We start from the raw sequence: 21434 nt of genomic DNA, 5'->3' as shown, positions 1-21434 counted from the left end.
ATGAGACGATCATCGGAAGCACGCTGGGGAGGCGGGGTCACCGCCCTCCTGTTTCTTTTTATATTTTTGCCGCTGCTGGCGGTACTGATTAATGTCATCTTTCCGGGCATATTCTTCGGACGGCAGGAGTTCAACGGGTTTCAGCTGCTGGGGGAGATTGCTAATCGGCCCTTGTGGCGTCGTTCCCTGACGAACTCGCTTATGCTATCCATTGGTGCCGCTACCCTCGGTACTCTTATCGGCGGTATACTTGCGACAATTAGGGCTCGCTGGGATTTTACCGCCGCCCGCTTGCTCGATCTGACCGCATGGCTGTTGCTGATTGCCCCCTCATTTATGATTGCCCAAGGCTGGGTACTGTTCGCGAGCGCTGACGGCCTGGTAGACCAATGGCTGGGGTGGACCTGGGTAACGTCATTCATCTTTCAGCCGACAGGGCTCATCTTCGTAATGGCACTGAGCAAATTTCCACTAGCCTATCTTGCGATTCTCGCCGCCACGGAATGGAATGTGCGTCAATTCGGGCAAGCAGCGCGACTGAATGGTGCCAGCCCTTTTACGGTCTGGCGCACTATTGAACTACCGCTGGCTGCTCCCTCCTATCTGGCTGGCTGGACACTTGTTTTTATGGATACCATCGGGGATTTTGGCCTGCCTGCGGCGTTGTCTACGGTCTATACATTCCCTACCCTTACCTATTCGATCTACACGGCGATCTATCAGTCGCCCGTTCGATTCGATATGGCAGGTGTACTCGCCTTCTATCTGGTGATGATATTGGCACTGGCCATGCTCGTGCTGGTACTGGCCCGGCGCCGTTCACGTTATGATTTTTTGAATGCCAGCGCTGTGAAGACCCACAAGAGCAGACCGCGGAAGGTCTGGCTGTACAATCTGGGAATTACAGTATTCCTGTTGTTCTGTCTAGGAATTCCGCTCGGCACAAGCACTGTCGTGTCCTTCCTTCGTCATCTCGGTGAAGGAATGAGCCTGAACAATTGGACACTGGAGCATTATCGGCAGTTGCTCACGGATGGAACTGGGGATCATCGCTTGCTCGGATATGTAGAAGGGCTCGGTCATTCGCTATTCATTGCGGGTCTGGCAGCCATATTCAGTATGCTGATTGGCTTCGTCACGGCTTATGTGCTCAGCTTCTCCCAATTCCGCTTCAAGGGTGCGCTACAACTATTCTCTGTCATATCTCTGGCTGTGCCGGGGGTGGTACTGGGGATAGGGTACATATTTATTTGGAATCAAAAGTGGCTGGAGCCCCTTGGTCTTCACCTATATGGTACGCCGGCCCTGCTGGTCATTGCAGGCATCGCAGGCGCGATTCCATACGCGGTAAGAGTGCAGCTTGGCGCCTTCGGCAATCTGTCAGGCACGATGCTCAATGCCGCGGCCATCCAGGGTGCAGGGACCTTCCAGCGAATGAAGCATATTGTCCTGCCGCTGGTCCGCCAATCCCTACTACTGGCTACGCTGGCTTCATTCGGTACGAGTATATTCGACCTGGCCTTGTCATCCATGCTGAAGCCGCCCAACTACTCGCTCATGCCACTTGTTATCGACCGGGCGTTTGAATTTTCGCAATATGGCTATGCCACTGCTGCGACCGTATTGAGCTGTACGATTGTTGTGATTCTGATCCTGGCTCTTCAACTGACAGGTCGCTGGCTATTCAAATTATGGGACAACACACCCGAGAACAACACACAAGTGTAGCAACATGTGTAAGAACTCTAAGAGGAGATGACAGCTTGAGTTTTATTTTGAAATTACATCAGGTAACCAAAGCCTTCGGGACACAGCAGGTGCTAAAGCCCCTGTCCTTCGAGGTAAAAGAGGGCGAGCGCATCTGTATTCTCGGTCCTTCCGGATGCGGAAAGTCCACTCTTCTCCAGTTGGTAGCTGGCCTGCTCCCGATGGATAGCGGGCACATGGAGATGGCTGGCCGCATCGTCGAGGGCCATGGAGCATACGTTCCGCCTGAGCATCGTCCGATTAATATGGTCTTTCAGGATTATGCCCTGTGGCCGCATATGAATGTAAAGCAGAACATCGAATACGGCATGAAACGGCGCAAGCTGAGTCAGGCTGAGAGAAATGACCGGTTGCGCCAGCTTGAGGAGCTGTTGAAGCTGCAGGGGCTGCTGGAACGTCTACCGTCTCAACTATCGGGAGGTCAGCAGCAGCGGGTAGGTATTGCCCGCGCACTGGCCACCAATCCGCAGCTGTTACTGATGGATGAGCCGTTGTCCAATCTGGATGTCAAGCTGCGGACAGATATGCGAGGGGAGCTGGCCCAGCTGCTCGGCGAGCTATCCATAGCTACACTGTATGTGACCCATGACCGGATGGAGGCATTCACCATCGCAGACCGGATTCTAGTCCTGCGGGAAGGCCGTATTGATCAGCTTGGACGGCCTTCCGAGCTGTTCGAGCGTCCCGCCAGCCCTTGGGCAGCCCAGCTTATGGGGTATCACAATCGGCTGAACGTAAGCTTCGTTGGCGAGACCCATCCCGAGCTGGAGACAGCCCTTATAGCGGATCACCGTCTTCGTGGTAGACGGATAACCCCAGTAACCGCTTCACGTGCAGGTGTAATGCTGCTGCATCCAGATCACATTACACTGCTTGGGGAAGGAGAGGATTCAGGGAAATACCCGGATGGCGTCAACAGACTGCAAGCCAAGGTGGTTCAGTGCATTTATGAAGGAACTACATGGCGCATCATAGCTGCAGCAGCAGATGGACAGCGGCTGCATGTATTTCATCCATTCTGGAGGGAGCCTAACAGCAGTATCACACTCTGTTTTCCAGCGGAGTATACCCTGCTGTATGGAGACAGTGATACTTCGCAATCCACGGAAGAAGGGCAACAGCAAGGGGAAGGTCTGCAAGGGACTTATCGGATGGCGGGAGGCAAGCGTCATGCTGAAAATGAGTAGTCTATGAATCGGATTTTCGCCATCTCAGATATTCATGGATACGGTCATCTTCTTCCGCGCCTCCTGGCAGCAGCTGATTATCGTCCGCGTATGGATCGGCTGTTCCTATTAGGGGACTATGTGAATAAGGGGCCTGATTCCACCGGAACACTGGAACTGGTTAACCAGCTGTGTAGTACAGGAGCCGTAGCCCTGCAGGGCAATAACGAGCGCAAGTGGCTGCTGGGTATTCCCGAGAGCATCACGGTGGATTCGATGGCAGCTGCCCGGTATCGGAGTATCATTACTTCCATGCCGCTCTGGGCAGAATATAACCGCTATATTTTCGTACATGCGGGACTCCGCCCTGACGTTCCCTTAGATCGCCAATCCGCGGAGGATCTGACGGAAATCCGGCTTCCTTTTCATGAATCACTGCCCTTGCCGGGCAAAACGATTGTGTTCGGACACACCTCCACCTTCCGCTTCGGCGTGAAGCCCGATACCCTCTGGACGGCACCGGGCAAGATTGGAATTGATACAGGCGCAGGACATGGTCATTACCTGAGCCTGGTGGAGCTGACAGCCGGATGGCAGTGGTCGATCCCGGTGCTGTATCCCGGCACAGTACAGCGTACACGTATTGCCGCTCTGCTCTCTCATTAATACCATACTCAAGAACAGCAATACCAAGCATGGGAATGAGTAGACATAAAGAAGCCTCCTGCTTCCCATAGAAGGGAGTTGGAGGCCTCTATAACCTTTCACCAATAATACTTCGTTGCTCACTTGCTTGAGACTTATCAAGAAGAATCCTGTTGAGAGATACCTCATTGGGATAGATATTCCTTCACATTAAATCTCCTGCGCGTTAAGCGCCGTATTCCAATCCACCTGATAAGGACCCTGTGGGTCGACCTTCAACCTCGTATAGATCTGCTTGCGATAGACTAATTCCGATTGTGCATCTTCGGGACTCTCACCAGACCAGTACTGATAGCCAAGCAAATAGTTATGCACAAGCTGATCCCAGGAAACGAACTGCTCCTGCAGACGAGCGCTGGCCTCAATGCTGATCTCCATCGACCGTTCGTAGCTCAGGAACCCGGCTACATAAGACCAGCTAGCGATCTGGGTCGCCCGACATAAATCCCAAGCCAGAATTCCCTTCTCGGGATTATCTGTATGTACCTCTTCAAGCATATCGTACAGCTCCAGCAACTGTGTCTCATCAGACGTCAGACTCCCCTTCGCCTTCAGCTCTTGCCGGAACTTCATCACTTCCTCCCGACTGCCTTGATATTCGTTCAAAAGGTCCATGAACTCCTTGTTGTGTCCTTCTGTCATCAGCCATTCAATGGTGGACTCCGCACTGGCGGTATCGGTAATATTCCAGCTGTCCTTTAGAGCTACCTCCATGCTCATATTGTTCAGGAAAGAGCGCTTCAACCCTCCATATATGGATGTGTCCATATCATTGCTTGTCGTGATGAGCGCGTAGGTCGCGTTAATGAACCTCACTGTATCTGAATTCGTATCCTTCTTAACTCCGTCTTTAGCATCCCCGCTGCTGTTCGGGCTGACTTCTTGAGACGGTCCTTGAGCTACATTCGTATCGCTCGTCTGAGCCGATGCACAGCCACTAATCAACAAGGTAATAATTGCTAGTGCTGTCACCATTCTGAGCCATAGGTATTTTCGTTGCACCATTTCCCACTCCAATCCGTATAGTTAACCGAAGATGTTCATCGGCTACTTGGAGCGGGCAGTGAAGAGCGCGGAGGATAATTAGGACCTGTATCTAACTCTATTTCATAATTATGTATACTAATTCTGCATATTTTGAGGGTATAGTTAGAGCAGCGTCATCGCCAGTTGAGTAAGCATGAATACGGATAGGGTTATGAAGCCGTGGAATCGGGTATTATTGGCTACACGCCTTAGGGCAACAATCCCAAGAGAGAGGTGACTGTGTCATGAAACAATGGCGTACAGCATTATCGACAGGTAGACCCCATCTAAGGATCATCATCGGATCGATCTGTGTATTGATGGTACTTCTGCTGACCGCTTGCCCCAGAACAGAGCAGCCTTCCCCTGACCATCAGCCGAATCCAGCTCCAGAAGTAACTCCACAGGAGCCCACAGATTCAGAGACACCAGAAGGTAATGATACCGAACAGCAAACTCCACCACAGTCGGAACCCTCTGGACAGCATGGCGAGGTGCCTGCGCAGCCAGGCTCGGACCCTGCTGAGCTGAATCCCGAGACCTTCGAGGCTGGAGTTCACATTAACTGGGATAGCATTCAAGATCCGCTTATGGACCAAGACATGCTGAGCGTGCTCCAACAATTCACCGAGGCCGTAGCCGCAGGTGACAAGGCTACGTTTGAACAGTTATTCCCAAGATATAAGGATCAGGATTACGGAAGCTTCGCAGCGTTAGTGGAGCAGCCTGATCGGTATCGCTTCGTGCAGGTCGGCACCGTGATTCAGGAGCACCAGCGAAGGATCGTTCCGATCAATGGCATTGCCAATGATGAATTGCTGGGCATCCGTGAGTTCAGCAACAATCTATATATGGAGCAAAATACCAAGGGACAGTGGCAGATCGTATCCATTGACTAAATGTTGACGCATGAACTAAATGTTGATGCTTGACTATGTGTTGATACATGACTATATGTAGACGCACAGGGCTACCCTACCAGCCTAAACATCCGTTACTATGCGCACATTTCCTGCATTAGCTTTTTTGGAATAAAGTGTATAATGAACCTGTTGCTTAGCTTTACTCAAGCATTATATCGAAATGAACCAGACATAAAGGCAACTGGCTTAATGGAGGAAATGAATGAAAAAGTATGTGCTCTTTGTAATGATGTTTTTGCTGCTGTTCACAGCAGCCTCGCCCGCCATGGCGAAGCAGGTTCCCGAGAGCTGGGGGGCCGTGACGGACCGGGGAGGCTTTTTCACGAAGCAAGAGGTCGAGCTATTAGCCAAAGAGGCGAAGAAAGGACCTCTTCAATTCCGAATTATTACCTTTGATTCTCTGGCTGGCGAGGACCCAGCAGCATATGCCACCAGAATCTATAAAGCCTGGAAGCTGGATAGCAATGATGTTATCCTGCTCATGTCCAAGAAAGACCGGCGAATCGAGCTGAATTTTCACAATGATGAGCTCCGAAAAGAGCTGGACCAGCTTGCAAAGAAGAAGGGCTGGATCAGCAGCTCACAGCCTTCCAGCTTGACGGCCTTTCTGAACAAGCATTTTATTCCCTCAGCCAAAGCCAATCAATTCGCTAAGGGAGTAACACAGACGATGACTGAGCTAAATCGTCTGTATCCTGCTGAGCAAAAGAATGCCGCCAAAGATACAGGTGCCACCGATGTGGCAGGCTCAGCTGGCAGTAGTTCAGCTGGGGAGAAGCAGCCCGGCTCGGGTGCAGCCTCAGGAGCTGATGAGCCAGGCTTCCTATCCGCCTTAGCTAACGGGGATGGTGGCCAGTTGTTCTGGAATTTCCCGACAGAGCAGCTAATCTACTTTGGACTCATGCTGGTGTTCCTGGCCCTGTTGGTTCTCCTGCTCTACATTCTCTATTGCAATTTCCGATGGGAGCGAGTACGCAAGCGGATTCCCTCACTAATCGCCGAGGCCAATCAACAGCTGTCCATTCTCGACTCCTATGATGCAGCGCAGGGACATACGCTGGCCGTCGTTCAGCGCCTGAAGGATGGATTACACAGCGAGGTACACACGCTCAGTGACAGACAGCAGGCCGAGGGGCGCTCGATTCCCATGTACAAGTTCAGACTTCTACTGGAGCAGCGCAAGGCGCTTCATCTCATCCTGAACGATCATAAGGAGCGTATCCAGCAATTGAGCGGTGAGGTCCGACAGCTACAAGAGACGGACCGACTGATGCACGAGCGTATGATTCAATTGGTCGAAGAGCTTGATGAGCAGAAGCATATACTAACCGCACTTCTCGCAGCTCATCAGCTACCCCTGACACAGCTCACGGAACGTTACAGCAGCCTGAACGAATCCATCCAGGACACCGGACGCCTCAAGACTCATGACCCGCTTAAGGCCTATGAGCAATCTGAGGGAGCTCAAGAGCTTCTCGCAGCACTCCGGCAGCATCTCACAATCGTGCCCGATTATGTTGCCAAGCATCAACGCTTTCCGGAAGAGATCCAGGCGGTACGGCTGGAGATCGAGCAGCTGACCCTGCTGCATCAGCTGGAGACAGCCATTACCCGCTTGAATCCATATGAGGATCTTGAGCAGGCGCTGGCTCTGAACGAGCAAATGTATGCTTCTCTGGAGCATGGCCGCATGGAAGATGTATTGAGCCTGACACAAAGAATGGATGAACTGAAGGAGCGCGCCTCTTCTACAGCTGAGCGGCAGGTTGAGCATCAGCGCAAGAACAAGGCGGACATGCCCAAGCTGCTCGCTGAGCAACCCCAGCTGGCCTCCAAGCTACAAAGCATGAATAACCAGTTCTACCTCATCCAGAAACAATACGCTGAGCATCATTGGGCGGAGACCTGCAGTCAGCTGGAGCAGGCCATCATGAAGGTAGGGCAGCTGCCTGAGAAGGTAGCCGAGGCTGAGCAATTGACAGAGTCGCACATACAGCAGCTTGATGAGGCTCGGGCCATCTTGGATGAACAGTTGGAGGCACTCGACTCCGCAAGTACCCTGTTGGGTCAGGCGGCTCAGCTGGTTAAAGAACTGGAGCAGCGTCACCAAAAGGCTAAATCATATCTTAAGGATGCCTGGAAGGAATATCAGATTGCTCGTAAAATCATTGCGAAGGAGCTTCCTGTAGTCAGATGGAAGCATAACATCCAATTCATAGAGGAGCATTACCAATCCGTCACAGCAATGCTTCAGCAAGAGATCATAGACCTTGATCAGATCGAGCAGGTGCTCAAGCCTCTGGTCGATCAGGTTCACCAGCTCCGCAGCGAGATTCATAACAAGGTAAAAGAGAAGAAAGAGGCCATGCAGCGTTGGAATCAGCTGACTCGCCATTTCAATGATATTCATACCCGTGCATCCAGAACAGCTGGGCTGTCAGGCTATTATCTACAGCAATATCAGATCATTCGACACGATACGTTGGCGCTGCTGGAGAAAGCAGACTTCGAGCACGCTATGTCTCGCATGTCAGCACTCCAACCTCTGATTAGTCAGATGAATCAGGAATATAGCCGTTGGCAGCGGGCAAGAAATGCTGAAAGGCAAGCCAAATTAGCCCGTCAGCGAAGGGAAGCCGAGCTTCGTAGACAGCATCATAATCATCATAACAATCACCATCATCATAATCAGTCCAGTAGTAGCTGGAGTAGTTCCAATTCCTATGTGGATTCATCATCAAGCTCCTCAAGTAGCAGCTACTCATCTGATAGCAGCGATTCCTCCAACCGGGGTGGTCACTCCTCAGGTGGGTCTAACTGGTAGCTGCATAGATATAGGCAAGGGTCCGCGGCATACGTCGAACCATGACTTCACTCCAGAAGGTGAAGCCGTTCGACTGTTATGCAGGCGGGCCCTTGACTTTTCATCAGAATGATCTCAAGTCTTCATCGACCTATAACTTCAACTTTCGACCTCCAAGACCGATATATGTTACTGTAATGTAATAATTGTCGGTATTTGCCGAACAATCATGCCGTAGCAGCCATTCCGTCTCGCAAGAGCTCGTTGGTACACACTCGGCATATTTGCCCGGAGGACACTACAATGAATAAAAAAAGAAGAACTCGTCTTCACCTGCCCCTTGTTATTTTGATTGCTGTTGGACTGTACTTCTACGAGAAAATGTATGTGCAATTCCCTGATCCTGAGCCGTCTGTAAGCTCCCAATTGGAGGCCGATGTCATGCTGGAATTCCCTGCGGACAAATACCCAGAGACTGGACAGCATATCCAGGACGCCATTGCTTCCGGAGCCTCACCTGTATGCACTATTAATCGGGAGATGGCTGAACAGAACCGTGCAGAATCACTGGCCGGCATTCCCACCAAGAAAGGCTACGATCGGGATGAATGGCCGATGGCCATGTGCTCTGAGGGAGGCAAGGGCGCTCATATTGAATACATAGCTCCCAAGGATAATCGCGGAGCAGGAGCCTGGGTAGGCAACCAGTTAGAGGAATATCCCGATGGAACCCGAGTGCAATTCATCGTGAAATAAGGTACAGCTCCGTTCAGAAGGAAGATTGGACACCATCTGTTATACTAGTAGAGATGTCTGCTGCGCTCCTGAACATGGACCTATATGAGCTTATATGGACCAATATGAGCATATATAGAGCTGTGGCTCTATGAGCTCCCTTTAAAGGTCTGGAGCAAAGGGATCAGGGCAGGATTACATACAACGTGCTCACTTTACAACGGAAAGCAGGGAAATGGGTTATGTCTGAACAAAAAATCATATTTTTCGATATCGACGGAACATTGCTGGATCATAACAAGAATCTTCCGGCCTCAGCGAAAGCCGCGGTGCTGGAGCTGAAGCAACGAGGGCATGAGGTGGCCATCGCCACTGGACGAGCACCCTTTATGTTCGAAGAGCTACGTGAAGAACTGGACATCGACTCCTATGTCAGCTTCAATGGTCAATATGTTGTGCTGCGTGGTGAGGTCATTCATACGCATCCATTGAATCCAGTAAGACTACAAACACTGACCGAAATGGCGCTGCAACACAATCATGCGATGGTCTATCTTAGCAGTGATGATATGAAGACTACGGTCCCGAATGATGATTTCGTAGAGACCAGCATGAAGACACTGAAGCTCAAGCTAAGCCCCGGTCATGATCCGCTTTATCATCAAGGCCGTGACATTTATCAAGCGCTGTTGATGTGTCAGGCACATGAAGAGGTGCTATACGAGAGCGTGTGTGATGCGTTCCAGTTCATCCGCTGGCATCCGAACTCAATGGACGTTATCCCCGCAGGAGGCTCCAAGGCAGCTGGCATTGCCAAAATGATCGATAAGCTCGGTATCGCTCCTGAACATCAATATGCCTTTGGCGACGCGCTGAATGATCTTGAGATGCTGCAGATGATCCCGAATAGTATCGCCATGGGTAATGCATTGCCTGAAGCGAAGGCTGCTGCCAAATTCGTGACCACATCCGTGGATGAGGACGGAATTCGGCACGGCCTGCAAATGATGGGGTTGCTGTAGAGAGGGGTTCTGTAGAGAAGGATAGCTCTGATGAACTGTTGCCTGTAAAGCCTGTTCTCCTTATTCCATAAGTAAGGGGCAGGCTTTTCGTATGTCTGACTACTATACGATTCTTTCTGTTTGTATAGGGGGTATCTTCATGGTTCTAACTGATACATACGATCTCATCCATGAATAGTTGATTTTTTAAGGAAACTACTTACAATAAGCAGTATACTGCCAGACCAGTTACATGCGCCTCTATTCAGCGCAGACAATGCCCGAGTAACCCAATTACCCGCTGGCACTTCAGCCGCGGGGACACTTGCTTACAGCACATTATCTGGAGGTAACAGCATGGAAACTGAAGGTTTACGCAACGTGGAACATCTAGCCTTAAAGAAGTACAAGATCTTCAAGCAAAGCAAAATTCGTTATCTGTCACGCTCGATGCTTGCCAGCATGTTCATCGGCTTCGGGGTAATCGTCGCGTTCAAGACGGGGAATTTCTTCTATATGGAGCAATCCCCCTTCACCTACCCCATGGCGGCCATCACCTTCGGTGCTGCCATTATTCTCATCGCTTACGGGGGAGGAGACCTGTTCACAGGCAATACCTTCTATTACACGTATGCCGCCCTTCGCAAGAAGCTACGCTGGCTGGAGGTCATTAAGCTATGGATCACCAGCTATGTCGGTAATTTGCTCGGTGCCGGGGTGTTCGCCCTACTGATTCTGCTGACAGGACTGTTCGAGCCTGCCAACGTGAATGGCTTCCTGCTCAGCGTCGTTGAGCATAAGATGGAGGCACCGACAATGCAGCTATTCTTCCGTGCCATCCTATGTAACTGGCTCGTCTGCCTCGCCTTCTTCATTCCGATGTTCATGAAGGAGAATGGCGCCAAGATGTTCGCCATGATGCTGTTCGTCTTCTGCTTCTTCATCTCTGGCTATGAACACAGCATCGCGAACATGTGTACATTTGCTATTGCACTGGTGCTGAACCATCCTGGCACGATCTCCATCGAGGGTGTCATTCACAACCTCGTTCCCGTCACGCTCGGCAATCTCGTTGGCGGAGTGCTCCTGATGGGTGTCATGTATTACACGGTGAATCGCCCATTTCTGGGTGAAGCAGAGCATTAAGCGACTTATCTCAGAGCAATAAGCAACATAACTAACAAAAATCCGGAGAGCGATTCATGCCTCCGGATTTTTCGTCATGTGAAAAGGCTCAGCTTGACGACCACCAAGAATCCAGCACAATCCCTAGGCTCTAAGGTGTATATATGGCTGGCTGTGGTGGCGACTCCATCCCCTCGCCCAGATAAAAGCCTGTATGCGGTGGCTGATTATAGGCTACATTTTGCCAAGCTATGCTCAGCCGATAGACGGGATCATGCATGAGTGTATAAAAACGATACTCTGTCTCATATGGTGTGGAGTAGATTCGCAGGGCCGAATTATCCGCTGTTCGCCAGATAACCTCCTCACGCCAGTCGCCAAAGAGATCCGCCTGCAGAGCTGGTGTACCCTTGGTGCCATTATTGGATAACGTTCCATCTGCGTTCAACAGCAGCACTGGCGACTCATTGATATAGTCCCATTTCTCGATCTTGCCGACCCCTGTCTCGTTGTTGCTAGATCGGGTATGGTCCAGCAGCTCACGCAGCAGATCTCCATCCCACCAAATGCCGAAGTTCCTGGACGAAGGAGATGTACTGCTGATCAGCTCCCCTGTAGCAGAGCGCAGTCCAACATTTCCAGACGCCCACTGCTCCGCTCCCTTATAGCGAGGGTCGATGTCTGCTGACATGCCGCGTCCGGTATCCACTCCGGTATGCACGCCCCACAGAATCTCACCCGTCTGCGGATCGTACATGGCTGCTCCATATTTACCGTTGCGGTCCTCATTCACCTTGAATACCTCCAGCCCTGGCCGGTCTGGATTCAGATCACCAACATGAAGGGCGTCCCCGTGTCCCATTTTGGTATTCGTCAGTAGGGTACCATTGTCGTCCACGACCATTGCGCCGTAGATAATCTCGTCCTTGCCATCGTGATCTACATCCGCCACGCTCAGACTGTGATTGCCCTGTCCTGCAGTCCCCGCATTCGCCGGAGCATTGCTGTCAAATATCCATCTTCGTGTGAGCTCTCCATCACGCCAATCGTAGGCAACCAGGACAGAACGCGTATAATATCCTCGTGCCATGACGATGCTGGGGCGAGTTCCATCCAAATAAGCCACACCTGCGAGGAACCGGTCCACGCGGTTACCATAGTTATCTCCCCATGAGGATACACTGCCTCTTGGCGGCTCGTAGTCGATGGTAGTCAGGGCTTGTCCTGTATTTCCGTCGAACACGGTCAAGTACTCTGGTCCACTTAGCACATAACCCGCAGAATTGCGATAATCCGCCGTGGCATTCCCAATGACCTGGCCGACCCCATCAATCGTGCCATCTCCGGTCTTGCTGACAACCTCTGCCCGTCCATCCCCATCAAAATCGTAGACCAGAAATTGAGTGTAATGCGCTCCGGCACGAATATTGCGTCCCAGATTAATTCTCCATTTCAAGGTTCCATCCAGTTGATAGGCATCCAGATAGACAGGTCCGGTGTGGCCCGATTGCGAATTATCCTTCGAGTTGGAAGGGTCCCACTTCAGCACAATCTCATATTTCCCGTCTCCATCCAGATCCCCCACACTCGCGTCATTGGCATTATAGGTATAGACTACACCATCGGGCGTCGTTCCTCCTGCTGGCTGCTGGATAGGCACATCCATGTAGGTATTGTTCCATACCATTGCTGGGGATGATTCTGCTTGCGGCTCGCCGTTGAGGATTGCCTTGATGGTGTACGCAGAAGAGGTTGAACCCGATGTGTCCAAAAAGTTGGTCGATGCCGTAATCGGTGCCTCATTGAGCTTGACGTTATCCCGATAGACATCATAACTGACATGGGCAGGCTCCGTGCCCAGCATTCGCCAGCTTACTAGCATTCCACCCTCTACTGGTACAGCGATGGCGCCTCGGTCAAGCTGCTCCATCTGTCTAGATGCCGCAGCAGCTATACTTGCTCCTCCACCAGAATACATCCCAGCAAGCACCATACTGCCAATAGCAGCGAGGGCTACCTTATGACATGTTCGTCTCCATGTTCCCATAATGCTCCTCCTTACCGATTTGGATTTGCTGTGCCTGTTCGACTTGGATAGCTTAGATTGGAACAAATTTACATACTCATTATATGATAACGCTTACATTTTTGGGAAGACGAGTCACCTCTGCTTTTTGTTCAAAAATCCGGCCAAACACTTCACAAATCAGACATTCTAACTCGCTGCCTAATTACTCCCCCCTCATGATCCGAAAATAGCTAAGAGAACGCATGTCTTGACGACTTATACAAGCTAGCTACTAAAAAAACAGCCTCTCCCATTCGGAGATCGGCTGCGGGTATTATACACTATAATCAGTCTTCATATCGTCTATCATCATCGGCAATGGATTGGATGTCCTCCGCACTAATGCTCATATATACATAGCCATCCTTCTCCTGCTTTTTCAACGCAGCCTCCTTCATGAACCGGGGGCTGGCGGGACCAGCATCCTCATCATAAATTAGCAGAATTCCGTCCGTTTTTCGCAAAAGCAGCTCATCTCTTGCCTTGTATTGCCAGATTCCCTGATACGGCTGATTACTGACCAGCCCATAATAGTCTACTTGCTCCACAAGACGCTGGTAGTACTCCTTGCGCTCTTCCTTCCACTTCTCATCTGTAGGCTGATGCGCAGCCAGAATAGAGCACTTCACGTGAGGGTATTCCTCTCTGAGCGCCAGCACCGCCTCACATGCCCACAGATCCACTCCATATTGGCCAGGGGTAATTACCCATTCCAGACCCTCTTCGATGAGCGGAATAAGCTTGCCCATGATCGCCTTCTGGATGTAGGCAATTCCCTCATGCTGCTGATTGAAAATATTCAATTCATGGGCGCGATACCCGGTTACGAGCAGATTTTTCATAGTAATGCCTGTCACCAACCTTCAATACAACCTCTGTAGGGATTGCAGGAAATCTCTGTGCTGATCTTGCGCTGCGTCGACTTCTGAGCTCAGACCCGGGCATTTCCCCTGATCCTCTCGATCCTCTCGATCTCCGTGGCCTAGCGGCAGAACAGCCAGGAGCGTCTGTAGGCAGGAGCAGTAGAGGTGGGGCAGGAGTCCCCTGTCTTAGATGGGTTGTCACCGTCTCAGGGAGCGACCTACGTCGCATATGCTTATAGTACGGAGACAGCTTGTGCAGCGTCGTTAGCAGCTTCACCCGGTAGGTCAATGATGGGAACGGCCACTGCTTCATAAGCCATTCGAGCCGCTGAAGTGCGTCGTCGGGATGCATCCAGGCCAAGCTCCCATAGCTAAGCGCATCACGTTCTGGATGCACAAGATGCTCCACGACCTGCGATGCAGGTGTGCTCTCTCCTGTAGTGCCAAGCCCCACTCGGACACAGGCAGAATGCAAGCCGTCCAATACCTCTAGAATCGTTGCTAATCGGTACCCGAACAAAATGTACTCTTGTCTTCCGATACTCTCCCGTCGTGCATATACCTGCTCAGCCAGCTCGGACAAGACCAGCAGCATTCCGCTCAGCGGCTCCGGGGGTACAAGCGCATGCTTACGCATGAGGCAGTTCATCTCCCTTCCCTTGGATGAGCTTCCCCGCGTGTACCACTTCCCCGTGCACAGCCCGTCAGCTCCCGTTTCACCAAGAGCATATGCCCGTCCGGGAACGATTATGATGGCTGAAGCATGAGAATTTCTCTAAGCTCCTCCTCTGTCCAGAAGGATTCTGCCGTCTCTTCGGAGTGTAGCACTTCCTCGACCAAGTTTTTCTTTCGCTGCTGCAGCTCCACCATCTTATCCTCGACCGTATGCTGAGTCACTAACCGGATAACCTGGACAGCATTCTTCTGTCCCATCCGATGGGCCCGGTCCATCGCTTGCTGCTCTACCGCAGGATTCCACCACAGGTCAAAGAGGATGACCGTATCGGCACCTGTCAGATTCAGTCCGGTACCACCCGCCTTGAGCGAGATGAGGAACGCATCCCTGCTTCCCTCGTTGAACTCGGCACATAGCTCTACCCTTTCTCTGGGTGGGGTCTGACCGTCCAGATAGAAATATTGCACACCAAGCTGCGTGAATTCACGACGTATCAGATCCAGCATCTGGGTAAATTGCGAGAAGATCAGCATCCTGCGACCCGAGCTGCGGCATTCCTCCACGATCTCAAGCAGCTGCTCCAGCTTGGCAGAGCTACCTGTGTAGCCCTCCACGCACAAGGCTGGGTGACAGCAGATCTGTCGGAGCCTGGTCAGTCCGGCCAATATACGGATGCGATGCTTGTGAATCGTATTGTCATCCAGATGCTTCAACGTATCCTGACGAAGCTTCGCGAGGAAGGCAGCGTACAGCCGTTTCTGCTCAGGAAGGAGCTCCGACACTTGGAGATACTCCATTTTCTCCGGCAGCTCTGTAAGCACATCCCTCTTCAGCCGTCTCAGCACGAAGGGTCTTATTCGCTTAGCGACCTGCTCTCGGCTTAATGCCTGAAAGTCCTGCTTACCCTGTAGCAGCTCGGGAAATACCACATGAAAGATGGACCACAGCTCCTCCAAAGCATTCTCAATCGGTGTGCCTGTCAAAGCGAACTTTTGTCTGGCCACAATCTCTCTGACTGCCTGCGCCGTCTGCGATGTATGGTTCTTGATGGCCTGCGCTTCATCCAGAATCATCGTATGGAAGACCATTCCCCCATACAGCTCTTTGTCCTTACGAAGCAACGGATACGAAGTAATAACTACATCCTGCTCGGACCACGTCTCCAGTGATTCTGTGCGTTCAGAACGTTCACCATCAATGATCATCGCCCGTAGCTCTGGCGCGAACTTCCGTAGCTCATTAGCCCAGTTATAAATCAGTGAAGCAGGGGCAAGCACAAGCGCTGGCTGCCCCCGTTCCCGAATCTCCGGTAGACTGGAGACAATATAAGCAATACTCTGCAGCGTCTTGCCAAGACCCATGTCATCGGCTAATATACCACCGAAGCGGTAGCGAGCGAGCGTCTTCATCCACTGAAATCCATACTTCTGATATTCACGGAGCACGCTCTCCATCTTATCAGGCAACGCAGCCTCCAACAGCTCTGGCTGCCCCATTTGCTTCATGAATTGACGCAGGGCTTGCCCGGATTGGACGACCGTTCCGTGCTCCAATAGCTCTGTTAATTGAAAAGCCCGAGGCACGGGAAGGCGAATGCTTGCCCCCTCCAACTGTGTATGCGTCACCCCGGCTTCGTTCATTAGACGCACAATTTCCCTGAACTCTTCGGTATCCAGTGGCATGAGCGCTCCCTCAGGGAGTCGGTAGTACTGACGCTTCAGCTCTAGTGATTGCAGTAGCTCACGAATAGCCGCTTCATCCATGCGATCCACTTGAAAACGAAGCTCCAGCCAATCCGTTCGTTCATCGACATCAACCGTAATTCTTATAGGGGCAGGACCTCGATACAGCCGTTCCTTGACTGCCGAGGTCGCATAGATGTCCAGCAGCTGCTCCAACTGAGGGACTGTATGATACAGGAAGTCATATTCCGCTGCCTCATCCTCCATGAAGTAGCCGCTGTCCGTTCTCGCAAAAGCGCTATGCTCCATTAAGGATATAATCTGCTGCTCCTGATCTCCATCCCGCATCAGAATATACCCACGCCCACCATGGCCGGTAGATGACTCCTCTAACGGATTCAGAACAATGTCCCCATAGGTGAATTCGAGACTCGCCAGCAAACGTTGTCTGATCCGGTCCAGGTACAGCTTCGCTCGGAGTGGATGCCTTACAATCCGATCCGCTACCGCAGGCGCCACTGTGACACTGCCCAGCTTACGAAGACCAGGAATCACCTTCTCCATGAAGGATTCCATCTGCTCTGGCTGAATCCGAATCTCTCGTTGGCGGGAAGTATCCAGCAGCTGCTTCAACTCGGACAGACGACGGCAGGAGTCTGGCGAGAGGGGGATCATTTTCCCCTCATACAAGGCCGCTCCGTAAGGCTCTAGCAGCAGGATGTCATCCAACCGCTCGATTTGGAGCGCGTATTCCTCCACTTGGCCCTGTGCCTGATCAAAACGGAACTCCAGCAGCTCAGCATCCTCCACCACCTGAATGCCTGAATGCAGTGTCCCGTCTTGCTCTAGACGCACCGCAGATGAACGGTTCAGTAGCGGACGAAGCGTCTTCCAGAAGGAAGGGGGAATGAGCAGCATGCGCTCACCGCTAATGCTTCGTCCCTGATGTCCATTTCCCTGCGAGGTCTGCTTGTACCAGAGCTCATGATGGTAAATGGCTACCAACTGCTGCAGGATGTCATCGTCCTCGGTACGGAAGCAATTCACTGCAGGATCATAGGTATAGCTCTTGGAGAAGGGAAAGGGCTGTCGATGCTCAACCGCTTCCAGAAAAGCCCGCAGCTTCTGCACGATATACATTCTCTGTGTCCCCAGCTTCAGCTCCAGCGCAAGCATGTAGGTGCGACTCCCGGTCGGAAATGGCCTTAACAGGAACTCCACCTCCACCAGCGTGCGATGCTCCAGATAAGGTGCAGCCGCTGTGGAGCGTGGGGGGCGTTCAGAGAATAGCCCCAGCACAGCATTAGCCAGTCGTGTCTGACTGGACACCAATCCCTGGCGTCCTTGACGCTGAGTGCCCATGGTGCCGTGACGCACCTGCAGCTCACCTGCTCGCCCAGTCCAGCCTGTGGTAGACGTACCTCCAGAGGTCCTTGCACCAGATGATGTATACCCCTCTGACCCCGTGCTGTTTGCTGCCGCTGCTCCATCATGACGAAGCTCGTGAATGTGTAGCAGTACTGCAGCAATATGTGCGCAAAAATAATCGGATGTAGCATGGCTTGGACAGTCACAATCCGCCTTCACATCACCATCTTGGTCAATTTCCACGTATACTTCATATCCGATCCCGTCTCGTACCGTAGCCTTGTATACATTTACCTCAGGATTGTAGCTGGTGAGGAGGACTTTATCGTCCTGCAGCAGAGCTTCCCCTTCATTGCAGGTTTCTCTGCCGCAGAGTAGCTTAATGACACGAATCGTCAATGGAAAGCTCATTGCTCGTAATCCTCCCTGTTCTCCTTCGTACATCACCGTACTGGATAATTTCGCTCTATACTCTATTATACCAGAAAGCCGCATGCCAGCAGTGAACACACTGCCAGATAGCCTACTGGCATAAATCCCCTATTCACACTATGGACACTCATGCGCCATCCGCTCCAAGGCTATATGGGTGCAGCCTGCCAACACAGGGTCTGTATTCAGAAGCATACTTACTCCATGGAGGAAATACATTTATAGGAGTGGGATTTATCTGCTTATTGGGGCATCATGCCACTAATCTGCGGTGAGATCGACCAGCAGGGCATTATATTTTACAGGTATGAAGGAGATGGGTGAGACAATATGGAAGATCCTCGGCTAACACTCTGCATGATTGTCAAGGATGAGGAAGCTTGCCTGGCACGCTGTCTTGAAAGCGTTCAGGGGGTCGTCGATGAGATGATCATTGTGGACACTGGTTCCAGTGATCAGACCGTTGCAATCTGTGAGCAATATGGAGCTACTGTACTTCATTATGAATGGCATGATGACTTCTCCGCTGCTCGTAACCATGGCTTGCCCCATGCCACTGGAGACTGGATTCTGTGGCTGGATGCAGACGAAGCATTGGATACGTATGATGCAGCCTACGTCAAGGAGCTACTGCGAGAAGAGGAAGATCATGTGCTCTCTGTGCATCTGATCAATTACGTTAACGATACACGCAATGCGGATGATGCGTTTCATATTGCTCAGACGCGCTTATTTCGCAATGGAAAGGGATTCAAATTCCAGGCTACCATTCACGAGACCTTGAACATTACTGAAGCCTTGTCTCCTGAGGAGCTTCCTACAGCCATCAAGCTACTGCCCGTGCGAATCCATCATGAAGGGTATACTGAATCCGTTATTGCCAATAAAAAGAAATCTGAACGCAACCTGAATCTTCTCCTGAAAGAGCTCGGTAAAGAAAGCCACAGCCCATGGATTGAATATCACCTTGCCAGCGAATATGCTCACCTTCAGGAATACGAGTCAGCCTTTGCTTATGTGAATCGTTCGATCAAAGGTTTTCTGGAACAAGGCGTAGCTCCACCATCACTGCTATACAAGCTCAAGTATTCGGTTCTAATCTCTACAGGAAGCGCAGAGGGCGCATGGCCTGGCATTGAGAAAGCCATTGAAATGTATCCTGACTATGTAGACCTGCATCTGTACAAGGGTATTATTCTTTATTTAAAAGGCTGGTACGAACAGGCTCATGAAGCCTTTGACCACTGTCTGGAGATGGGCGAAGGTAATCTCGCGCACCTGACTCTCCGTGGCTCAGGCAGCTTTCATGCCTGGTATTACAAAGGTCAATGCTACGAGCAGGAGGGCCAGCTAGAGCAGGCGCTTCACGCCTACTATCAGTCACTTAGCTTATCTTATACTTACACCCCAGCGTCAGATGCCTTAATACGGCTTAACGAGCTATTGAAGGCATGACGAGCGTAATAAGCTAATAAGCAACTCGTGTTAGTACAACAGGCCAGTCAGGAATCACTTTGACTGGCCTGTTGTACTTATTTCTTTCTAGATTTATGTAGGATTTAGCAGCAATGGATTTGTACATGCTGCTAGTTGCAGCAAAGCCCCTCTTCCAGCCTCGTATCGGATGTATGTATTTAGTGAATATAGAGCTTAGGTATTAGAAAAAAAGCCGCTATTCCATGACGGAACAGCGGGCTAATATAAGACAACCTGCTTATTCGGTAAAGGTAAATCAACAACTCCTAGTATAAGAGTAAGAAGTGCACCCGTTGTGTTAGCTCCGAAAATAAAGCTGGCCGTAAGGCTCGTTCCCGTGTTTCTCGTATGGCTCCTGTTACTACCGTAATTCCTATTGGCACTGGTCCAACACTTTCAATACTGTCTTCAGCTTACTATCAAGCAGCAATTCCTTCTTGATCGTTTCCTGCAATGTGGATTGAACGCTCTTATTTATAATCAGAAGTTCACTAATCGTAGCAGGAATCGTTAGACCTGGCAATGTACCTACAGCATATTGAATCTTCTCTGCTTCTGCATTAATGACGTGACCTAATCCCAGCTCTTCCATCGCAATGGATGCTAAGAGCAAATTAATTGCTTCGTCTCTTGTTAAGGTTATGTTAGGATTAATATTAGGTATGTTAGGTTGAGACATGCTATCACTCCTCAGCTCAATTTTTGGCATTTCCTTCTACATAATCGATGAACACCTGAAGGAATATACTCTGTTCCGATTCAGGTATTTCTCCAGTACGCACAGAAGATATCTTATACTATGTGGTAGCTAATGATCCGTGATACATGCCAAGCCTAACTTTTCTATGCGCTGCTGATATGCTGAACCACACTAAAAAAGACTCCAAATCCACGATTAGAGTGGAATGGAAGTCCTACTGATCTGAATGAATGGTGCAGATTGATTATTTCGGCATTAAAATGCAGGTACAGATACCTCACCAAATTTCTTTTCAATTTACTAGAGAGTATAGAGCTTAGGTGTTAGAAAAAAAGCCGCTATCCCATGACGGAACAGCGGCTGATATAATTTACTAATTATTAACTCAAGCGAATTACAGTCATATTGGTTGGGGCATCCGTAGACAATGTCGCTACAGCAACCCCACCCGTCAATTGCAACTGAAGCGTGGCGTTCGCTGGAAGCGTAACAATAAAATCGTTAGTAAATGAAGATATACCCAGCACTGGAGATATTACTGATTGAGGTATTTCCGTAGTACCATTCAACAATACCCTTGAGCTCAAGAGAAGTGCTGCCGTTAAGTTAACTGAGTAAGACACAAAGTAGTTGCCAGCTTCGGTCAATGTAATAACAGTACTCGTTCCATTGAATGCTGTTCCTGGTCCGACAACCTGGTTATCCGGTAAAGGTACATCAACAACTCCTAGCACAAGAGTAAGAAGTCCGCCCGTTGTATTAGCTCCGAAAATAGAGCTGGCAGTAAGGCTGGTTCCCGTTTCACCCGTGGCACCCGTCGCCCCTGTGGCTCCGATGGCTCCTGCATCTCCCGTGGCACCCGTTGCTCCAGTTACTCCAGTTGCTCCGGTTTCGCCTGTCGGACCTGTCGGGCCAGTT

16 protein-coding genes are annotated in these 21434 nt (G+C 50.8%); 9 read left to right on the top strand and 7 right to left on the bottom strand.

Going from position 1 to position 21434, the window contains the following annotated elements; translation table 11 throughout:
• Genes K331_RS0122025 through K331_RS0122015 form a run of 3 tightly spaced genes read left to right on the top strand, consistent with a single transcriptional unit; the run spans window position 1 to window position 3599 of the window.
• A complete protein-coding gene (locus K331_RS0122025; RefSeq protein ID WP_028591951.1) occupies window positions 1-1728 on the top strand; it encodes an ABC transporter permease in 1728 nt (575 codons plus the stop codon).
• A 35-nt stretch (window positions 1729-1763) separates the two neighbouring features.
• Window positions 1764-2954, top strand: coding sequence for an ABC transporter ATP-binding protein (locus tag K331_RS30160; RefSeq protein WP_084165535.1), 1191 nt, complete (start codon window positions 1764-1766; stop codon window positions 2952-2954).
• A gap of 3 nt (window positions 2955-2957) precedes the next feature.
• Window positions 2958-3599: a metallophosphoesterase gene (locus tag K331_RS0122015; protein ID WP_028591950.1), complete on the top strand. Its 642-nt coding sequence runs from the start codon at window positions 2958-2960 to the stop codon at window positions 3597-3599.
• 189 nt (window positions 3600-3788) lie between these two features.
• Here K331_RS0122015 and K331_RS0122010 read toward each other — a convergent pair whose 3' ends face one another.
• Window positions 3789-4643, bottom strand: coding sequence for a DUF1266 domain-containing protein (locus K331_RS0122010; protein ID WP_028591949.1), 855 nt, complete (start codon window positions 4641-4643; stop codon window positions 3789-3791).
• A gap of 266 nt (window positions 4644-4909) precedes the next feature.
• Between K331_RS0122010 and K331_RS0122005 the strand changes: the two genes are divergently transcribed.
• From K331_RS0122005 to K331_RS0121985, 5 genes are all read left to right on the top strand, one after another.
• Window positions 4910-5563: a hypothetical protein gene (locus tag K331_RS0122005; protein WP_028591948.1), complete on the top strand. Its 654-nt coding sequence runs from the start codon at window positions 4910-4912 to the stop codon at window positions 5561-5563.
• Between the two features lie 226 nt (window positions 5564-5789).
• Window positions 5790-8411, top strand: coding sequence for a TPM domain-containing protein (locus tag K331_RS0122000; protein ID WP_028591947.1), 2622 nt, complete (start codon window positions 5790-5792; stop codon window positions 8409-8411).
• A 360-nt stretch (window positions 8412-8771) separates the two neighbouring features.
• Window positions 8772-9146 (top strand): NucA/NucB deoxyribonuclease domain-containing protein, encoded by a 375-nt coding sequence (locus K331_RS0121995; protein ID WP_226383669.1) that lies wholly within the window; start codon window positions 8772-8774, stop codon window positions 9144-9146.
• A gap of 221 nt (window positions 9147-9367) precedes the next feature.
• Window positions 9368-10147: a Cof-type HAD-IIB family hydrolase gene (locus K331_RS0121990; RefSeq protein ID WP_025680498.1), complete on the top strand. Its 780-nt coding sequence runs from the start codon at window positions 9368-9370 to the stop codon at window positions 10145-10147.
• 336 nt (window positions 10148-10483) lie between these two features.
• Window positions 10484-11272 carry a formate/nitrite transporter family protein gene (locus K331_RS0121985; RefSeq protein ID WP_028591945.1) on the top strand — a complete coding sequence of 263 codons (789 nt, stop codon included), beginning with the start codon at window positions 10484-10486 and terminating at the stop codon, window positions 11270-11272.
• A gap of 130 nt (window positions 11273-11402) precedes the next feature.
• Here K331_RS0121985 and K331_RS0121980 read toward each other — a convergent pair whose 3' ends face one another.
• The 4 genes from K331_RS0121980 to K331_RS0121965 form a co-directional block, all read right to left on the bottom strand.
• Window positions 11403-13298 carry a rhamnogalacturonan lyase family protein gene (locus tag K331_RS0121980; RefSeq protein WP_028591944.1) on the bottom strand — a complete coding sequence of 632 codons (1896 nt, stop codon included), beginning with the start codon at window positions 13296-13298 and terminating at the stop codon, window positions 11403-11405.
• A gap of 308 nt (window positions 13299-13606) precedes the next feature.
• A complete protein-coding gene (locus tag K331_RS0121975) occupies window positions 13607-14161 on the bottom strand; it encodes a DUF1273 domain-containing protein (protein WP_028591943.1) in 555 nt (184 codons plus the stop codon).
• Window positions 14124-14819 (bottom strand): hypothetical protein, encoded by a 696-nt coding sequence (locus tag K331_RS0121970; RefSeq protein WP_028591942.1) that lies wholly within the window; start codon window positions 14817-14819, stop codon window positions 14124-14126. The genes K331_RS0121975 and K331_RS0121970 overlap by 38 nt, the downstream gene beginning before the upstream one ends.
• 110 nt (window positions 14820-14929) lie before the next feature.
• Window positions 14930-18319, bottom strand: coding sequence for a DEAD/DEAH box helicase (locus K331_RS0121965; protein ID WP_028591941.1), 3390 nt, complete (start codon window positions 18317-18319; stop codon window positions 14930-14932).
• A 351-nt stretch (window positions 18320-18670) separates the two neighbouring features.
• Here K331_RS0121965 and K331_RS0121960 point away from each other — a divergent pair, with 351 nt between their 5' ends.
• Entirely contained in the window at window positions 18671-19795 is a 1125-nt protein-coding gene (locus tag K331_RS0121960) for a glycosyltransferase (protein ID WP_036635550.1), read from the top strand.
• 394 nt (window positions 19796-20189) lie between these two features.
• Here the strand turns inward: K331_RS0121960 and K331_RS0121955 are convergent, their stop codons facing one another.
• Together K331_RS0121955 and K331_RS0121950 are read right to left on the bottom strand one after the other, a co-directional pair.
• Window positions 20190-20495, bottom strand: a complete 306-nt coding sequence (locus K331_RS0121955; protein ID WP_018885230.1) for a hypothetical protein — start codon at window positions 20493-20495, stop codon at window positions 20190-20192.
• Between the two features lie 401 nt (window positions 20496-20896).
• Window positions 20897-21434: BclA C-terminal domain-containing protein (locus K331_RS0121950; protein WP_028591939.1), on the bottom strand; the 538-nt coding region annotated here is incomplete at its 5' end.

The organism is Paenibacillus massiliensis subsp. panacisoli DSM 21345 (assembly GCF_000426545.1).
In the GTDB taxonomy this organism is placed as follows: domain Bacteria; phylum Bacillota; class Bacilli; order Paenibacillales; family Paenibacillaceae; genus Paenibacillus; species Paenibacillus panacisoli.
This window is presented reverse-complemented; position numbering and strand designations above follow the sequence as displayed.